The 16488-nt window shown below is 44.4% G+C and carries 14 protein-coding genes; 10 read left to right on the top strand and 4 right to left on the bottom strand.

Annotated features, from left to right (window positions below; genetic code table 11):
- Window positions 1-55: 55 nt before the first annotated feature.
- Window positions 56-1939, bottom strand: a complete 1884-nt coding sequence (gene gss, locus M2387_RS07470) for a bifunctional glutathionylspermidine amidase/synthase (RefSeq protein WP_259048439.1) — start codon at window positions 1937-1939, stop codon at window positions 56-58.
- A gap of 420 nt (window positions 1940-2359) precedes the next feature.
- On the opposite strand from gss, the gene cbpA reads away from it, so the two are divergent.
- Window positions 2360-3271 (top strand): curved DNA-binding protein, encoded by a 912-nt coding sequence (gene cbpA, locus M2387_RS07465; RefSeq protein WP_259048437.1) that lies wholly within the window; start codon window positions 2360-2362, stop codon window positions 3269-3271.
- Entirely contained in the window at window positions 3271-3585 is a 315-nt protein-coding gene (locus tag M2387_RS07460) for a chaperone modulator CbpM (protein ID WP_259048435.1), read from the top strand. Before cbpA ends, M2387_RS07460 begins: the two co-directional genes overlap by 1 nt.
- Window positions 3586-3668: 83 nt before the next feature.
- Here the strand turns inward: M2387_RS07460 and idnR are convergent, their stop codons facing one another.
- The 3 genes from idnR to M2387_RS07445 form a co-directional block, all read right to left on the bottom strand.
- Window positions 3669-4664, bottom strand: a complete 996-nt coding sequence (gene idnR / locus M2387_RS07455) for a DNA-binding transcriptional regulator IdnR (RefSeq protein ID WP_259048433.1) — start codon at window positions 4662-4664, stop codon at window positions 3669-3671.
- 113 nt (window positions 4665-4777) lie between these two features.
- Entirely contained in the window at window positions 4778-5542 is a 765-nt protein-coding gene (idnO, locus tag M2387_RS07450) for a gluconate 5-dehydrogenase (protein WP_259048431.1), read from the bottom strand.
- A gap of 999 nt (window positions 5543-6541) precedes the next feature.
- On the bottom strand, window positions 6542-7030 hold the full coding sequence (locus M2387_RS07445; RefSeq protein ID WP_259048430.1) for a response regulator transcription factor: 489 nt from the start codon (window positions 7028-7030) through the stop codon (window positions 6542-6544).
- A 521-nt stretch (window positions 7031-7551) separates the two neighbouring features.
- Here M2387_RS07445 and M2387_RS07440 point away from each other — a divergent pair.
- The 8 genes from M2387_RS07440 (at window position 7552) to kduD (ending at window position 16451) form a co-directional block, all read left to right on the top strand.
- Window positions 7552-8346, top strand: a complete 795-nt coding sequence (locus tag M2387_RS07440; protein ID WP_259048428.1) for a winged helix-turn-helix domain-containing protein — start codon at window positions 7552-7554, stop codon at window positions 8344-8346.
- Between the two features lie 31 nt (window positions 8347-8377).
- The gene (locus tag M2387_RS07435) at window positions 8378-8818 is read left to right on the top strand and encodes a hypothetical protein (RefSeq protein WP_259048426.1); all 441 of its coding nucleotides are present in this window, start codon (window positions 8378-8380) and stop codon (window positions 8816-8818) included.
- Between the two features lie 259 nt (window positions 8819-9077).
- Window positions 9078-10529: a metal-dependent hydrolase family protein gene (locus tag M2387_RS07430; protein ID WP_259048424.1), complete on the top strand. Its 1452-nt coding sequence runs from the start codon at window positions 9078-9080 to the stop codon at window positions 10527-10529.
- Between the two features lie 50 nt (window positions 10530-10579).
- Window positions 10580-10909, top strand: a complete 330-nt coding sequence (locus tag M2387_RS07425; RefSeq protein WP_259048421.1) for a YtcA family lipoprotein — start codon at window positions 10580-10582, stop codon at window positions 10907-10909.
- A 3-nt stretch (window positions 10910-10912) separates the two neighbouring features.
- The gene (mdtN, locus tag M2387_RS07420) at window positions 10913-11962 is read left to right on the top strand and encodes a multidrug transporter subunit MdtN (RefSeq protein ID WP_259048419.1); all 1050 of its coding nucleotides are present in this window, start codon (window positions 10913-10915) and stop codon (window positions 11960-11962) included.
- Window positions 11946-13838: an FUSC family protein gene (locus M2387_RS07415; protein ID WP_409039559.1), complete on the top strand. Its 1893-nt coding sequence runs from the start codon at window positions 11946-11948 to the stop codon at window positions 13836-13838. The genes mdtN and M2387_RS07415 overlap by 17 nt, the downstream gene beginning before the upstream one ends.
- A complete protein-coding gene (locus M2387_RS07410; protein ID WP_259048415.1) occupies window positions 13835-15337 on the top strand; it encodes a TolC family protein in 1503 nt (500 codons plus the stop codon). The genes M2387_RS07415 and M2387_RS07410 overlap by 4 nt, the downstream gene beginning before the upstream one ends.
- A gap of 352 nt (window positions 15338-15689) precedes the next feature.
- The gene (gene kduD, locus M2387_RS07405; RefSeq protein ID WP_259048412.1) at window positions 15690-16451 is read left to right on the top strand and encodes a 2-dehydro-3-deoxy-D-gluconate 5-dehydrogenase KduD; all 762 of its coding nucleotides are present in this window, start codon (window positions 15690-15692) and stop codon (window positions 16449-16451) included.
- Window positions 16452-16488: the final 37 nt, after the last annotated feature.

Raw genomic sequence — 16488 nt, 5'->3', positions numbered from 1 at the left:
AGAGTGTATCTCAGCTCATTGATTGTCTGGCTTTTATGGCTATTGGCGGCTCGAGTTATTGCGGAAATCTGTAGTCTTCATCATCAATAATACGCAGTGGATCAATATCACTTTCTTTTTTGATCACTAAGCCTTTTTCTGAACGCACACAGACGCCTCCATAATGTCCTCCAACGGTAAAGGCACACAGCTGAATATAGCGCTCTCCTACTTCAGGCAGGCACCATAGCTGCTGGTAAATATTTTTCTGTGTATCAAATTTACCTGAAGTTTCATCCAGCACCTGGTCATCATGATTAATCAGGCCGATATTGCTGCCACAGCGCCCGGCAATTGGCTTAACAGCATAGCCTGTCTGCTCCAGTTCTTCATTCAGAGCAAAATCAGCATCCAGCAAATAGCGATGGTGTGGGAACAAAGACCATAGTACGGGTAAAATGGCTTTATTACTTGGGATCACTGTCCACAGAGGTTCGAAAACCATGACTTCCGGACGAAGCAGAACATCTATCAGTCGTACGCTATCTTCAGGATGCCCGGTACGGATAGGCACACCAGCATATTCTGCTTCACTTTCTTCCCGAAGCTGATCAAAAGCAGTTTCCCATGCCCAGGTTTTCCAGACGCAATCGACAGGACGCTTATCGCCATCGACTAATTGTCCGGTTGTATCCCAGCGCAGTTCTTCCAGTCCATGAATAATTTTGCTTTCAAAGCCTGCTTGGGTCAGTGCCCGCTGCATAAATTGGGCGTGATAACTCTCCTCTGCATCATTATCCTGGAGTATATGTACAAAGGAACGAGCATCACTGTGTTTCCAGGTACTTGCCAGTAAATCTAATAAATACTTACCTGGATCTTTACCGGGAATATGACCCGCCTGTTTTGCCCATTCACCTAATATCAGCCCTGTTTCGGTATGGCATGAAGCAGAATCTGCATTGTATTCATAAACTTTTAAGCCGCGCTCATCCATGCAGAAATCAATACGGCCGGTAATCATGTGATGGCGACGACGCTGCCATGACAGGCGTAGTCGAGGCCACAGTGCCTCAGGAATATCAAACAACGCCAGTAAGCTATCATCTTTCATCACTTTATCTGTGGCGTGTAAGTACATCAGATGCATTTCATTGGTTGCGTGGATAAGTTCTTGCTCAGCACTGCGCGAAATAGTCAGATAACGGTAAGGATCTTCATTAAATGTGCAGCCCCCATTCGCTGTTATATATGTTTGTTCCAGAGTATCCTGAGTATTGAGCCAGGTACCGTCAAACTGGCCCTGACGGGGGATCTGTATTTCATGGATGGCGAGATAGTGCGCAGGTACTTCTGGTTGAGGTAAGCTATAGCGAGTATCGGCAGTCTGAATCATCCAGCCCAGCAGTTCGGTATCCTGAAAGGTATCCTGAATAAAGTATTTGCCATCTAACTGTTGTAATGGCAGTTCTCTGGTCCACTGTTGCCCTTTCGGGAGCGGATGATGAATGACATTTTGTTCAGCAATACGCACTCTATCATCAAGGACTTGGGTGATAATGGCGACGTGTCCGGTTTCAATAAATTCACCGCCCTCCTGCCAGATAAGCAGAGCTCCCTTTTGAGGGGGACGTTCACTGCCATTCGCAAATGCCTGGAGAGGTAACAGATTATCGTTCACAACCTGTCGCAAATACCGCAGGGAAAAAATTTCATAGGCCATTCTGACATCCGTCAGAATCGTACCGTAATTGAGATAGAGAAAGCGGCGTGCGAATTCAACGCACTGCCACTTGTAACCCATATATTCTTTGTCCAGATAGTGGCGGAATGAAGAGTCATCCAGCCGGTCTGCATTTTCCAGAGAGTCATAATCAGAAGAGTAAATGGCTACACCGCCTGGAGCATAACCTAACAATGTACCGAAGGGAGCATGTTGTACTGTACTTTTCTCACTCATAGCAGAAGCCTTACGCAAATATGACTGTCACTGTAACAGTGGAGATAAAAATTCATCTTAAAATCACTAGCCTTTTCCTGTCGATAACTAACTGATAAGAGAAGGTTAATGGAGGAGTCGTCGAGTGTTGGTATTTAACACCTGACCGTTAAGAGAATAGCATGTTAGCCCGAATAGCTATTTGATCGGCTCGATATCTGATACATCATGGAGCTAACTTATTGATGTGATGCAATTATTTTTTCACTCAACGAGGCTTCATTATCGGATATATTTTGCTGAATTCAGCTGTCTGTTCTGGCTGGCAACAATACTTCAATGGGTATTATTCTCATTACATAGTCTCATTTGTCCTATACTAAAGGATGAATTCGATACTGATAACTTGTTCTGTCAATCCGAGGTATGCGAGATAACATTATGGAATTAAAGGATTATTACGCCATCATGGGTGTGGAACGGACGGATAGTCTGAAGACAATCAAGACTGCCTACCGCCGTCTGGCACGCAAATATCACCCTGATGTCAGTAAAGAAGGGGACGCAGAAGATCGTTTCAAAGAAGTTGCTGAAGCCTGGGAAGTGCTCAGTGATGAACAGCGTCGTGCCGAATATGATGAGCAATGGAAACATCGTAACGATCCGCGTTTTGGCCAGCAGCGTCACCAAAGCCAGGGCTACCATAGCCAGGATGATTTCGGAGATATTTTTTCCTCTATGTTTGGCCGCAGAGGAGCACAGCAGCAGCAACGTACCCGCGGGCATGATTTTGAAATCGAAGTTGCTGTTTTCCTTGAAGATACACTTGAAGCCCATAAGCGTCCTGTCAGCTTTAAATTACCTGTTCATGATATGTTTGGGCGTGTGGTTCAGGAAACGCCAAAAACCCTCAATGTTACGATCCCGGCCGGTGTCGTTGACGGACAACGAATTCGTCTTAAAGGCCAGGGCACTGCGGGGACGAATGGAGGACCTAACGGCGATTTATGGATGATAATCCGTGTCGCTCCGCATCCACTGTTCAATATTCTCGGTCATGACCTGGAAATTGTTCTGCCGCTTGCTCCATGGGAAGCCGCTCTGGGGGCAAAGGTCACTATTCCAACGCTGAAAGACAGTATTCGGTTAACGATACCTGCTGGCAGCCAGGCCGGGCAGCGTTTACGTATTCCGGGCAAGGGATTAGTGAATAAGGAGAAGACTGGCGATTTATATGTTGTGATTAAAATAGTTATGCCGCCTAAGCCAGACGAAAAGACAGCAGAATACTGGCAGAAACTGGCTGAAGCGCACTCATCCTATGATCCACGTGAAAAATGGGGCAAAGCATAATGACTGAGATGACCGTGACGACCCACACCGTAAGTGAATTTTGTTTCTCCACCGGAGTGTCGGAAGAGGACCTGTTGGAGATTGTCGGGCTGGGCGTTGTTGAGCCTCAGCTTACACAAACCGAGCATTGGATCTTTGCTGAAAATGATGTTGTCATTGTACATCGCGCAGCCTGCCTGCGTCGCGAACTGGCTCTGGACTGGTCAGGGATTGCAATAGTGCTTACTTTGCTTGAAAACAACCGTTGTTTACGTAGTGAAAATATTCAACTAGAGCAGCGGCTGGCAAAATTTATCTCAAGTGAGCTGAATTAAGTCTTTTGTGTTGCTCTGTTCGGGCAGTCTGCTGACATTCAGTCTTGCAGACTGCTTTGCCCGGCCGGAGCCTCGTTCGGATATTAAATAGTTTCACCCATAAAAATCTGATAATCGAGAGAGACTGTTTTTGTTGAGAAGTAGGGGGCGGCTATTTTTTTTAACAGCAGTTCCGCGGCAGTGTAACCAATATCATAACGAGGAGTAATCACACTCGCCATTGACGGATACATTTCACGACTGATATCCAACCCATGAAACCCGGCTACTGCAATGCGTTCTGGCACCGGGATTTTTTTACGCAGACACCAGACTAACGCGCCAAGCGCTAAGTCATCATTAGTACAAAAAACGGCATCGAGATCGGGGTAAAGCGTTAACGCATTCTCCATCATTTCCGCACCTAGTTTCTGTGAAGAGACGACCTTCGGGTTAACACGACGCGCTTCAGCCCCTCTTTCACCCATAGCACGGCAATACCCCTGATAACGCGCTTCATCACGTTTGTCATCCCGCGAACCAAAATAGACAATCCGTGTGCGCCCCTTATCAAATAGGGTACGGGTCATATCGTACCCGGCTTTATTATTATTAAACCCTACTTGCATATCCAGGCAACTGCCTTCCGAGTCCATCACTTCTACAATAGGAATACGTGCGGCTCGCAAATATTTTTCAGCCCGCAGAGTATGATTTTTTTCTGTGAGTAAAATGCCATCAATATTGTAAGAAAGTAGATTGATAATCTGCTCTTCTTCGACCAATTTATCGTAATTAAAATTAGCAGTAAGTATTTGATAATTACCTACTTTAGTAGCGGCTTCAATGCCACTTAAAAGGTCAGCAAAAATTTGGTTTTTAAATGAGGGGATTAACACACCTAGAGTATAACTCTTGGCGTTCAGTAACATTTCGGGAGTGCGATTAGGAATGTAATTAATTTCTTCGATGATTTTTGCGATTTTTTCCCCTGTTTCCGGGGCGACTCGCTCAGGTGTTCGCAGATAACGGCTGACGGTCATTTTAGTCACACCGGCCAGCGTGGCGATATCCTGCAACGATATGCGGTGAGATCTCATAGTTATCCTTTGAATAAGAAGCCGTTAGTTTTTGGTCTGAACATATAGTTGAGTCATGATTGTACCGGATTACCTTAAGGCTGCGTAACCCGGCTATCTTGATTGATAAACCCTTATACCGCTACGCGCATTCCACCATCAACGAAGAGTAGATGTCCGTTAACAAAGTTAGAGGCTTTAGCCGAAAGAAAAACGGCAGCGCCAATCAACTCTTCAGGATCTCCCCAGCGTGCAGCTGGAGTCCGTTTACATAGCCAATTTGTGAAGGCTTCATCATCTGCTAGTGCTTGGGTCATTTCCGTTTTAAAGTAACCAGGGGCAATACCATTCACCTGAATATTGTAACGAGCTAGCTCAACACACATCCCTTTAGTGAGCATAGCGACAGCACCCTTTGATGCAGCATAAGGTGTGATAGTGTCGCGTCCGAGCTCGCTTTGCATTGAGCCAATGTTAATAATTTTTCCTTGCATACGACCCGCCATATTACGGGCAACCGCCTGAGCAACAAGGAAGACGGCGGTCTGGTTAACGGAAATGATTTCATTCCATTCCTGTTCCGGGAACTCAAGGAATGGATGACGACGCTGGATCCCGGCATTATTCACCAGAATATCAATCGGACCAATATTCTGTTCGATATGCTCAATCGCCTGATTAACTTCAGCTGACTGGGTGACATTAAAAGCAACAGCATGGGCTTTAAAACCCTGCTTTCTCAGTTCTGTTGCTGCACATTCAGCTCCTTCCTGGGTGGTGGCATTAATAATCACTTCAGCACCCGCTTGTGCTAATCCTTGTGCTATTAGAAAGCCTATTCCCCGGGCTGAGCCGGTTACGAGGGCGCGTTTGTTATCGAGAGAAAAAAGCGTTGTCATTATGGGTCCTCAGAGGTAATTAATACGCAGGCAATTTTTCTCAGAGTATAAAAGCGGGAATTTACTAACAAATATGCGATCTTAATCACTAAAAAAGATGTTACTAAACTCATGTTACGCATAACGTGAGCAAGATTGTTTTTTACAGGGTATAAAACGATCAGATGTGTTCTTATCTATCCCCTTGTTATCGCTAGTATGATTTATTTTTTCTAAAAAATAGAAAAGATAAAGCGACAGAAACTATCATTATGAATTGTTTTTGGTACTAAATGGGTTTTTCAGACATATACATAACTGAGATGTCTGGTTCCTCTTAAACTGATCGGGTATTAAAAAATAACCTGTAATCTGGCGAATCACTCCAGAGCAGTAAGTGAAGTGATACAGAATTATAGAATTCATTTCTTAGGAATGGTGTGAGTTGTTATTTTTCTGCTAAAAATTTAAGAAAATGACTTATAATAAATTCCACACAAAGAGTAAGCCTATTGAATGTGTGATTATTGATAAATATAAACGATGGTTTTTTAACTGAAAAAAGCATCATATGTTAAATTGGTTGGGTAATATCACTTTGTTATCATGTTTTGTTGGTTATTTATGCTTTATGTTAATGTTTTTTTGGTTTTTTAGTTTTTTTATGACGTTTGATTGTTTTGATGTGATTTTGAATGATAAATTTAACGCCATTGAGAAAATGATTTTTAATAACTTAAGATTCTGATTGGCTTTTTACCATTTATAATGGAATGATATGCACGTTTTAATTGATTTACTCATCACTATTTAAAGTCATTGGCACTCTAATAAATAATTTCAGCAATTGAGTAATAAGTAGAAATTCACATTACTCTTTGCTGGACGATTATCATGAGAAAAAGATAAGTGTTTATTACGAGCAGTCTTGGTTCGCAGCAGCACCCTTGGTGAGATTGAACCAGGCTGTCTTTCATCAATCACATTCAGGTAACTTAAATAATGATGAGCATTGATTAATTATTTTGTTTGTAACAACATTTTTTGAAAGTTGATACGATTCTCACAACCGAGTTTTTTCATAAGATTGCGTTTATGGCAATACATAGTTTTATTTGCAATGTTCAATTTTTTTGCTATCTGATCATGACTAAATCCGTTGCGTAATAAAGTGACTATCTCTGTTTCTCGTTTTGTCAGATTTGTGTTTGAGCGATAGATACCTTTTTCGTCTTTCATCATGAAGTAGCTAAGAATATCTTTAAGGCTGCATCTTTTATCTAATACTGGAACTTTGATGAATTTATTGGCATATAAGGATGATAAATCATTAGAAGCGAAACCAATAACCTCTTTATCTCTGCTGGCGATGTCTTGCATATCATTTTCAGATATGTCATCGAGATCTATGATAGTAAAGAAATCATTAACGAGTTCATTACTTAATAAATATTTCAGGCCGAGACTAAAAAAACTGTCATTCGAAATAACGGGGTTGTTGATATTCATAATTGTACTTTTCCATTTTGGAATTAAATTTAAGGCGATAGCATACTTATTACCCATAATGTAGAGGGATAATCTTTGATTTATTGGAACTGTTGTTTTAACTATCGTAGATGTTCTTAATAAGCTCCTGAGTAATGTTTAAGTTATCAAAATATCACTGTCTCGGTTAGCAATGGCTAAGCGACTCCATCATTACTGAACAAGGTCTGATACTGTTTAACCAGTCAACCTTCAGTTACCGTCACTTCTGACACATAGCAGCTGTGGCTCATTTATGTGTCGCAAGCTTTACAGGTATTTCTTAATGACGAACAAATTATATTGAATCAACGTTTTTTTGGCTATTTGTATTGGTTATAACGTAAAAGACAGATTTAAATTCTGATTTATAAACATTTACAATCAATTTACAGGTTTTAGTTCTAACTATTTTGGTTTTAAAATTTTTTATTTTAACTTGATATTGAGTATACTAGGCCTGTCTAGCTACTGGTTCAGCAGCTTCACGCAAGGATCACTGAGTGCATTACATTATTGATAAGACTCTTCGATTTAATTCGGATAACCATACCCTCGAGCAGACTAATGAGCCGCATGCGGTCGTTACTTTGACGATAACAATGTCTCGCCTTTTGTTGTTTTTAATTGAAAAACATGGGGAAAACGTAACTAAAGACGATATTCTCAGCCAGGTCTGGGAAGCTCATGGGCTACGCGCTTCCACAAATAGTCTTAATAAATATATCTCCGATCTGCGTCAGATGTTCAGAACTCTGGGCTTGAACGATGAGATCATTGTGACGATTCCCAGAGTGGGATTCTCTGTGCCTGCGGCCATTATCTCAGCGGCGAATAACTCGGAACCTGAGGGTGATTTAGCTGTGGCTGAGAAAACGGTGGAAGAATCGGGTGACAGTGTGTCTACCTATCAATATATTTTATTGTTTGTAGCCATTTTATTTTTATCCGGACTGCTTTTTTATGTATTTCATTCTGAAAACAATGATGAAGATAGCTTTGTAACATTTCAACAGACCTATCCTATCGGTATGATTGATAATTGCCCGGTTGTTGCGTTAAAGCCAATTGCGGAGAATTTGAAATCTCGAAACATGGATATCACCAGACATATTTTGGGAAAACTTGGCATTAGTTGTGAAGAGGAAAGTCTTTATTATGTCCGTTTTTCTGATGATGTGATTTATCATCAGCCGGGTCGAGTCTTCCTTGCCGATTGCTCTATTAGAGACAGAACGGTAGGTACCTTATCTTCTTGCTTTAACTATTATGGTACCGATTATGCAACGAATAATTAAAAATAAAAAAATAGTATTATTGATTAGTTGTATGATGATCTTGATATCAATTCTTTTACTCTCAATTCCAGAAAGGGAAGTCAGGGGAGGCGTTTATTTTCACTGTTCAACATCATTTCGACTGACACATGATAATCCTCAATTTAATGCCGGGCTGAATATATTTTTACAGTTACAAAAAAATGGCAGTGGCCTTATTGACCTGACAGGTAAAGTTGACACTGCGGCCGGGAGTTTTGATGTAGCCAGAATCTATCATTTTAACTACGAAAAGCAGGGAGACTCGGTTTATCATCTCGCGGATATAACTACCTCACTGCGTAGTTCTGAGACTGTTGATGATACTTTGATGAACAATTTGTTTTTTAGTACCACCCCTAAAGAAGGGCGTTATCTGCGCATGACTAAAATGGAAAATAGTTATGTTATTGATAATCTCCACTCGCCTATTTTTATCTGTATCGTTAATTGAATGTAAAAAATCGCAGACTGCTCTTCATTTCGGCCTGAAAGAGTCTTCTGCGATACTCAGCTCTTCGGTTTTAATCAGCATAATATTTGTCTATACCCGTTATCCGTCTATATGTATATTCTCTACTGAAAGAACCATCCTGAAAGCTTCTATAATAGCAATGGCATTATGTGCCAGATAAGATAATAATTAGCTGTACCAGTCAGTCATTACGAGTGAACGCTATTTTTAAAATCAATGCCATAAGGAGTTCTGCCTGATGTCAAACACTGCTGCCAGTCATCCCCATAGCCATGAACATGATGAACCTTGTTTGTGCCACAGCAAGGCTTTTCAGCGCATTAATACTGTCCTGACTCGGGAAGCGGTCAAGGCACCGCAAATCAGTTCTGCTGCGGTTAAAACCGCCATTCCTGGTGCGATATCAGCAAAAGGCCAGAACACTGAAGCAACGCGTGCGGTTAAAGTCTTTATTAATGTGCGCGTGTTTGATGGCGTCTCCGACAAACTCAGAGATGGCTTACAAGTTATTGTTGATGGTAATAAAATTAGCGCTCTGTTACCTGCTGAAACCACACTACCTGAAGATGCCGAAATCATTGACGGGCAGGGTGGAGTATTAATGCCTGGCCTCATTGATGCCCACTGGCATGCCATCATGGCGCGTCCATCAATGATGACGGCGATGACTGCTGACTTTAACTATATTCAGGCCCTGGCGATTGCTGAAGCACAGTCGACTTTATTGCGTGGATTCACCACAGTCAGAGATATGGGCGGCCCGGTATTTGGCTTGAAACGTGCCATAGATGAACAAGTTGCCGTCGGGCCAAGAATTTATCCTTCAGGTGCTTTTATTTCACAAACTGGCGGTCACGGTGACTTCCGTCTTCTGCACGAAATTCCACGCCCTGCGGGGGCGCTCAGTTATATCGAACAGATTGGTATGACCGCGCTGGCAGATGGTGCAGACAATGTCTTGCTGAAAGCCCGTGAACAGTTGATGAAAGGGGCCTCGCAAATTAAATATATGGCGGGTGGCGGTGTAGCATCTATGTACGACGGAATTGATGTTACCGAAGGCTCAGTCGCCGAAATCCGAGCGGCGGTGACGGCTGCGGAAAACTGGGGCACCTATGTGACTGTTCATGCTTATACACCTCACGCGGTACAAATGGCGATTGAAGGGGGAGTGAAGTGTATTGAGCATGGACAAATGCTGGATGAAGAAACGGTCAAAATTATCGCCGATAAATCTCTGTGGTGGTGTTTACAGCCATTCCTGAATGATGAAGATGCAGTTCCGATGGCGACACCTGCTTCACTGGCCAAACAGCGGGTTATGTCAGATGGTACCGATAAGGCTTATCAACTGGCGAAAAAATATAAGATTAAAACTGCCTGGGGAACAGATACTCTGTTTAATGAGCATCTTGCGACGCGACAGGGAGCGCAGCTGGCGAAACTTAAACGCTGGTACTCACCGCTGGAGATCCTGAAAATGGCGACCAGTGTGAATGCTGAACTTTGTGCTATGTCTGGTCCGCGTAACCCCTATCCCGGTCAACTGGGAGTGATTGCAGAGGGCGCATTTGCTGATATGATTATTGTCGCTGGCGATCCTTTAGAAAATATAGATTTAATTGCCCAACCAGAAGAATCTTTCAAACTGATTATGAAAGAAGGGGCTATTTTTAAATATACCCTGTGATACTCAGTCGCAGACTAAAAATCACAGATATTATTCAGGGAGTTGAAATAATGGAACATAAGATGATGGCATTTCTGAGTCGGTGTTATTCAACACTGACCAGAAATTCGTTGCGTCATCACCCGTTAATCCTGGTGACTATCAGTACATTAGTACTGACAGGATGTGTGCAGGTCGGGGCTCCTGCCTTTACACTCCTTGGATCATTTATCCCTTACTGGATGGTATGTGCGGCAATAGGTCTGGTGGTAGCCATTATCGTACGGGTGATATTTATTAAAACCGGTATTGATGACGTGCTACCCCTGCGTTTGCTGGTTTATCTTTGTCTGATGCTTACGGTGTCATTCATCTCGGCTTTGCTCTTCTTTATGGGCTAAAAAATGGACAATACTCATTCATCAGGGTCGAAATCTAAAATAGCTATCGCTATTGGAGTCATCATCGTTCTCGCCGCTATTATCTCGGGGTGGTACATCCTGAAAGAAAGTTCGCACAATCCGATGTCGGAGGATGCGGTTATCGGCAGTAACGTTGTAAGAGTAAGTAGTGAAGTTCCTGGACGTATAGAGTCCATTCATGTGATGGAAAACAGCCGGGTCAAAAAAGGCGATCTGTTATTTACTATTGACCCTTATGTTTACCGGCTTCAAGTCGAACAGGCTCGTGCCGATTTGAAAATAGCTGAAGCGGCTATGGATACGCAGCATCGCACCGTTATTGCAGAGCAGTCTAATTCGGGTATTACCAACGACCAGATAACCGCTGCTCGAACTAACTTGCAACTGGCGACCCAGACCCTGGCTCGTCTGAAACCGCTTGAAGCAAAAGGCTATGTGACTAAGCAACAGGTTGATGATGCTACCACTATCAAACGTAATGCTGAGGTGATGCTACAGCAAGCGTTAAAGCAGTCGGTAGCTGCTGAAGCGCTGGTCAGTAATACAGACAGTACTCAGGCGCTGGTCAGTGCCCGTCGTGCTGCGCTAGCGATAGCAGAAAGAATGCTGGCTCATACTGAGGTTCGTGCTCCCCATGATGGGCTAGTCGTCGGACTCAGAACCTCTTCGGGTGAGTTTGTGATACCCGATCAGGTAATCTTCACCTTGATTGATACCCAGCAATGGCATGCAGCGGCCTATTACCGGGAAACCGACCTTGGGAATATCAAGATTGGTAACTGTGCCACTGTTTATGTCCTGGCCGATCGCAGCAGAACCATGAAAGGTCGAGTACAGGGTATTGGCTGGGGAGTGATGTCAGATGAGCAACTGAATATTCCTCGTAGTTTACCTTATGTACCTAAATCATTGAATTGGGTGCGTGTGGAGCAACGTTTCCCGGTAAGGATTTTGCTGGATAATCCGCCGCCTGACTTAATGAGAGTCGGGGCAACAGCCGTTACTATTGTGCGAAATGACAATGATTGCTGATAATCTTGGCCACTCTATGTTTCGCCAGGTCAAAGCAGATCTGCGCTATTTTCCTGGCCGCTTTGCAATGGCATGGCGCATCGGTGCCTTAACGGCACTGATGAGCTTTGTCGCAATGTTTTACGGCATTCCAGAGTCTGCTATCAGCTGTTATCTGATTCTGTTCATCATGAAACCAGATGCGGTGACAAGTATGATAATGGCGGTGGCTATTATCATACTTGTCACCATTGTGGTGGGTTTAATTATTCTTGTTCTGCCGATGACCCTGGAATATGGTCCTCTGCGCATGGCAATATTAATCTCCAGCTCCTTTTTCTTTTTATGGCTTGGCTCAGCCAGCCAGTTAGGAGAAGTTGGGAGTATTATCGCACTGGTTATCGCCTTTATTATGGGACTCATTGGTTTTGCTCCCACCGGTGAAATAGCCACCCGGGCTATACTCTATGCCTGGCTGATGACAGCTTCACCCATGTTACTGCTACTTATCTTTAATTATTTGTTTGGCCGTTCACCGGCGATGCTGGTTTATGAAAGCCTGACCGAACGTTTGAAGATTGCGGCAGCGGCGCTACGTGATCCGGATGTTACCCAGATAAGACAAGTACGCTTACAGCTCCTGGATGACCAAAGTGATTTGGCACAACGTGCAGGGTTTGTGAAGGCGTTTCATCTTGGACGAGGCGCTGAAAACAAATGGCTGCCGGCGGCTGTCGTCAACAGCTATCGGGTCTTAATGGCAGTCTCTGAACTAGCCGAAACCTTACCTGAAGCGACACGTCTGAAAATGGCCGACTGGTGTAGCAATGCTGCCCAACAACTGGCGCTTAAACGTATACCTGATTTACCTGAATGGTCGTCTCAGGAAGTGGATAATGAGGTTGCTAATGCCTTGACTGCGCTGGCTACACTCGACGATAAGCCTCTGCCTGCTGGTGTAAAGACGCCTTTCTTCGCCCCCGATGCACTGACCAATCCGGTTCACCGTTATTTTGCTTTAAAAACCACGCTGGCAAGTGTGATCTGTTATCTCACTTACACTTTACTGGACTGGCAAAGCATCCATACGGCTATGATAACCTGCTATGTTGCTGTGCTCGGTACCACCGGAGAAACAGTGCATAAACTGGTGTTGCGTATTACCGGATGCCTGATTGGTGCCACTATGGGCATGTTATCGCTGATTTTTATTGTTCCGGGGATGGATGATATTGGTCAGTTGATGATTTTAGTCTTTATCGCACTGCTTCTTTCAGCCTGGATTTCAACAGGGAATGAACGTATTGCTTACGCCGGAATTCAGGTAGGACTGGCTTTTCTGCTGACTGTATTACATGGGTTTGCACCCAGCGATGATTTAGATGTTGCGACCGGACGTATCCTCGGTGTCCTGCTGGGGAATGTGGTTATTTATGTTATTTTCACCCACCTGTGGCCAGTCGGTATTGTTGATTCAGTGCGTTCCAGCATTCGTAATAACTTAAAAGATTTATCAATTCTTTCTGAATTACCGCAGCAGGCCAGAATGCAGGTGACCTTGCAGGCGGCTCGTATCGAACAGTCGATTGCAAAAACGATAGAGTCACTCCGGTTAGTTCCTTTTGAACCTAAACACTTACGTCCTTCAACCGAGGAATATCAACGGTTGACGAAAATATTGCTGGAAATAGACGTAGCTTGTCGAGTGCTATTCTTACCGATGGCAAGAGATGCAGCCGATAAAGAAAGGCTAAAAGCTTTGTGTAGCAGTCAGTCGGTCTCACCAGAACAAACCGATAAAACTGAAGTGACTGATGCTGAATTTCCGCCTGAACCTGTGGCTGCACAAGATGCCCTGAGACGTAGTTTAACCAGACTTGAGGGACTTCTAAAATGAAGGGGCCCATGGTGCATATGGATAAAAAAATAGCCACAAAGATGCTTCTGGCAATCACCATTGCTTCACTACTCAGTGCTTGTGTGACTGACTCAGTAAAACGTGCGCCAGCATCGCCTTCAACGCCATGGCAGCCTTCAGGGCAAACAAGCCAGGCAGTGACTGATTCGTTTTCAGTACCTGAAAACAGACAGATTCTGGATACACCGCTCGTGCCAAAAATTGAGCAAAACCATGCTTACTCGCTGCCAGAGCTGATTAATATTGCTCAGTTAGAAAATCCGGATACGCGAATAGCCTGGCAGCAAGCGCGTCAGGCTGCTTTAGCTGTGGGTTTGAGTGAGACACTATTTTTGCCGATGATTTCAGCCAATGTGATAGGTGGGTATCAGCACACGCGTACACCGCTACCGGCGAATATTCTCGGGCAGAAAAACCTGGAAACCAACTCTCATGCCGTGATCCCGGCGCTGGTACTCCAGTGGCTGGTGTTTGATTTTGGTCAGCGCAGAGCGTTAGTCAACGCTGCAGAGCATGTCTCATTTGCGGCCAATATTGGCTTCAACGGCATACATCAAAAAATTATTTATGATGTGACGCGGACTTACTATCAATATGGTGCTGCTCAGGCACGCTACAAAAAAACTGAAGAAATGCTGCAGAACAGTAAAAAAATTCTCGCAGCCGCCGAAGCAAAAAGGCAGCAAGGGGTTGGCACTTCACTGGAAGTCGCCCAGGTTACACAGCTGGTAGCCCAGGCTGAGCTTAACCGTGTCGTTGCCCAGGGCATGCAGCGGGATGCTAAACAGGCATTACTTGCCTCGACCGGCTTGCCCGCTAATTCCAAACTCGACGTCGATGCTCCTGAATATAAAGCGCCATCATTGAAGGTGATTCAGCCGAGTCAGAAGATGATAGAGCAAGCACTTGCTCGTCGTCCGGACGTGCTGGCCAGCTATGCTCTGGCTCAGGCCGCTAAAGAAGGGATCACCGCCGCAGAAGCCAGCTATATGCCGAAAATTGTTATGGCCGGTGGGCTGGCTCACGCGCGTACCAGTTTTGATATTCAGGGACTCCCCAGCATCGGACCGCAAACCTCAGCATCAAATATTCTGCTAGGTATCAGCCTGCCTTTATATGACGGTGGAATGCGTGCGATACGGGTACAGGAAGCGCAGTCTCGTGCAGCCAGTGCTCACGAAACCTTTGAGAAAACCCGGGAGATGGCGGCTCGCGAGATCGTAGTTTCTGGTGATGTGCTGGAATCAGCAATCGCCTCTAATACCGCTTCAGTAAACCTGGTTAAAACGGCTTTGATCACCTATGACGCGGCTTTTGATGCCTATAAGCATGGCGTGGGTACTATCACGGTCGCCAATGAAGCGGCGAATAACTTGCTGCTGGCGCAGCAGCTTGAGATAGATGCCCGCACATCGGTGCTGGTTGCCGTCGCTAACCTGGCGTTTGTGATGGGAGAGATGACTCAGAGCGTTCGTTAAAAAATACCTGGCTGAATGCTGCTTGCTGAAACACATCGTTCAGCCAGGTTATCATCTGTTACTTCTAACTTATTGATAAACTAATATTTCCCGCATTACTTTGAGACCATCTCACCCCTGAGCATCGGCGATTTTCCCTGCCCGCTATGCCGGGCATAAATATTAAAACATAAACAAATCAATAAAAATGAAACGATGTTTTATATTTAATTGAAATAATATTTTAAAACTCATATCATCCAACTATATTGATCGCGATTTGTTATTTTCTTGTTAAGGAAATAGAGCGATACACGGTTTTTTTTACCTTATAGATAAGGCCTTAAACAGAGGCCCAACAAAGGAAACTCTTATGATTCTGGATTCATTTTCTTTAGCGGGTAAGGTCGCAGTGGTTTCAGGCTGTAATACGGGGTTAGGCCAGGATATGGCTATTGGACTGGCAGAGGCGGGGTGCGATATTGTCGGTCTGAATCGATCGGAACCGACAGAAACCATCGAGCGAGTGACTGCTCTGGGCCGCCGTTTTCTGAGCCTGAAAGCCGATCTGGGCAGTATCGATGGTATTCCGGAGTTACTGGATACCGCGGTCGCAGAATTTGGACATATCGATATTCTGGTGAACAATGCCGGGCTTATCCGCCGCCAGGATGCGCTTGAATTCAGTGAGCAAGACTGGGATGACGTGATGAATGTTAATATCAAATCCGTCTTTTTTATGTCTCAGGCCGCGGCAAAACATTTTATTGCCCAAGGGACGGGCGGAAAAATTATTAATATCGCTTCTATGCTCTCTTTCCAGGGCGGTGTTCGTGTTCCTTCTTATACGGCGTCTAAGAGTGCCGTGATGGGCGTTACGCGTTTGCTGGCAAATGAGTGGGCTAAACACGGTATCAATGTGAACGCGATTGCTCCGGGCTATATTGCTACCAATAATACTCAGCAACTGCGCGACGATGAGCAGCGTAGTGGCGAAATTCTCGATCGTATCCCGGCCGGACGCTGGGGAAAACCATCAGACTTTAAAGGGCCGGTGGTCTTTCTCGCTTCTGCGGCTTCAGACTATGTTAATGGTTATACCGTGGCGGTTGACGGTGGCTGGTTGTCTCGCTAAGACCGCTGTATCCCTGGATGAAAAAAACTCTTGTGAT

Source organism: Klebsiella sp. BIGb0407 (assembly GCF_024807845.1).
Classification (GTDB): Bacteria; Pseudomonadota; Gammaproteobacteria; order Enterobacterales; family Enterobacteriaceae; genus JGM124.
This window is presented reverse-complemented; position numbering and strand designations above follow the sequence as displayed.

What these genes read in the sequence shown, in the direction of transcription:
- M2387_RS07415 (WP_409039559.1), top strand. Translation starts at nt 11,946, where the DNA reads ATGACAATGATTGCTGATAATCTTGGCCACTCTATGTTTCGCCAGGTC.
- M2387_RS07410 (WP_259048415.1), top strand. Translation starts at nt 13,835, where the DNA reads ATGAAGGGGCCCATGGTGCATATGGATAAAAAAATAGCCACAAAGATG.
- M2387_RS07460 (WP_259048435.1), top strand. Translation starts at nt 3,271, where the DNA reads ATGACTGAGATGACCGTGACGACCCACACCGTAAGTGAATTTTGTTTC.
- gss (WP_259048439.1), bottom strand. Translation starts at nt 1,939, where the DNA reads ATGAGTGAGAAAAGTACAGTACAACATGCTCCCTTCGGTACATTGTTA.
- cbpA (WP_259048437.1), top strand. Translation starts at nt 2,360, where the DNA reads ATGGAATTAAAGGATTATTACGCCATCATGGGTGTGGAACGGACGGAT.
- M2387_RS07435 (WP_259048426.1), top strand. Translation starts at nt 8,378, where the DNA reads ATGATGATCTTGATATCAATTCTTTTACTCTCAATTCCAGAAAGGGAA.
- idnO (WP_259048431.1), bottom strand. Translation starts at nt 5,542, where the DNA reads ATGACAACGCTTTTTTCTCTCGATAACAAACGCGCCCTCGTAACCGGC.
- idnR (WP_259048433.1), bottom strand. Translation starts at nt 4,664, where the DNA reads ATGAGATCTCACCGCATATCGTTGCAGGATATCGCCACGCTGGCCGGT.
- M2387_RS07430 (WP_259048424.1), top strand. Translation starts at nt 9,078, where the DNA reads ATGTCAAACACTGCTGCCAGTCATCCCCATAGCCATGAACATGATGAA.
- M2387_RS07445 (WP_259048430.1), bottom strand. Translation starts at nt 7,030, where the DNA reads ATGAATATCAACAACCCCGTTATTTCGAATGACAGTTTTTTTAGTCTC.
- M2387_RS07425 (WP_259048421.1), top strand. Translation starts at nt 10,580, where the DNA reads ATGGAACATAAGATGATGGCATTTCTGAGTCGGTGTTATTCAACACTG.
- kduD (WP_259048412.1), top strand. Translation starts at nt 15,690, where the DNA reads ATGATTCTGGATTCATTTTCTTTAGCGGGTAAGGTCGCAGTGGTTTCA.
- mdtN (WP_259048419.1), top strand. Translation starts at nt 10,913, where the DNA reads ATGGACAATACTCATTCATCAGGGTCGAAATCTAAAATAGCTATCGCT.